The 737-nt window shown below is 47.5% G+C and carries 2 tRNA genes and 2 rRNA genes; all 4 read right to left on the bottom strand.

The features are described 5' to 3' along the window. Positions 1-107: ribosomal RNA gene (locus J4617_RS22825) — 23S ribosomal RNA — on the bottom strand; the annotation flags it as partial. A gap of 180 nt (positions 108-287) precedes the next feature. Continuing rightward, positions 288-363: transfer RNA gene (locus J4617_RS22820), tRNA-Ala, on the bottom strand. A gap of 111 nt (positions 364-474) precedes the next feature. After that, positions 475-551: transfer RNA gene (locus tag J4617_RS22815), tRNA-Ile, on the bottom strand. Positions 552-620: 69 nt separating this feature from the next. After that, positions 621-737, bottom strand: a 16S ribosomal RNA gene (locus J4617_RS22810); the annotation flags it as partial.

Raw genomic sequence — 737 nt, 5'->3', positions numbered from 1 at the left:
CGGTTATAACGGTTCATATCACCTTACCGGCGCTTATCGCAGATTAGCACGCCCTTCATCGCCTCTGACTGCCAGGGCATCCACCGTGTACGCTTAGTCGCTTAACCTCACAACCCGAAGATGTTTCGTAAAACATTCTCGTGTCGCGAAAATTTGAGAGACTCACGAACAACTTTCGTTGTTCTGTGTTTCAATTTTCAGCTTGATCCAGATTTTTAAAGAGCAAAACTTCGCAGTGAACCCTTTCAGGTACACTCTGAAGTATTTTTTCGTAAACACTCACGAGATGGTGGAGCTATGCGGGATCGAACCGCAGACCTCCTGCGTGCAAAGCAGGCGCTCTCCCAGCTGAGCTATAGCCCCATCGTGTAGTCAGAACCTCTTTACCGATAATTTTTCCTGAGACAAGGCGTGGAATAACGAGACATACATCAGTATGTGAGTTATTTCACAACGCAGTATTCAGGGAAAATTTGGTAGGCCTGAGTGGACTTGAACCACCGACCTCACCCTTATCAGGGGTGCGCTCTAACCACCTGAGCTACAAGCCTGTAGAGGTTTTACTGCTCGTTTTTCATCAGACAATCTGTGTGAGCACTGCAAAGAACAGTTCTTTAAGGTAAGGAGGTGATCCAACCGCAGGTTCCCCTACGGTTACCTTGTTACGACTTCACCCCAGTCATGAATCACAAAGTGGTAAGCGCCCTCCCGAAGGTTAAGCTACCTACTTCTTTTGC

The organism is Salmonella sp. 32010601201800023SM (assembly GCF_017572235.1).
Taxonomy (GTDB): domain Bacteria; phylum Pseudomonadota; class Gammaproteobacteria; order Enterobacterales; family Enterobacteriaceae; genus Salmonella; species Salmonella enterica.
This window is presented reverse-complemented; position numbering and strand designations above follow the sequence as displayed.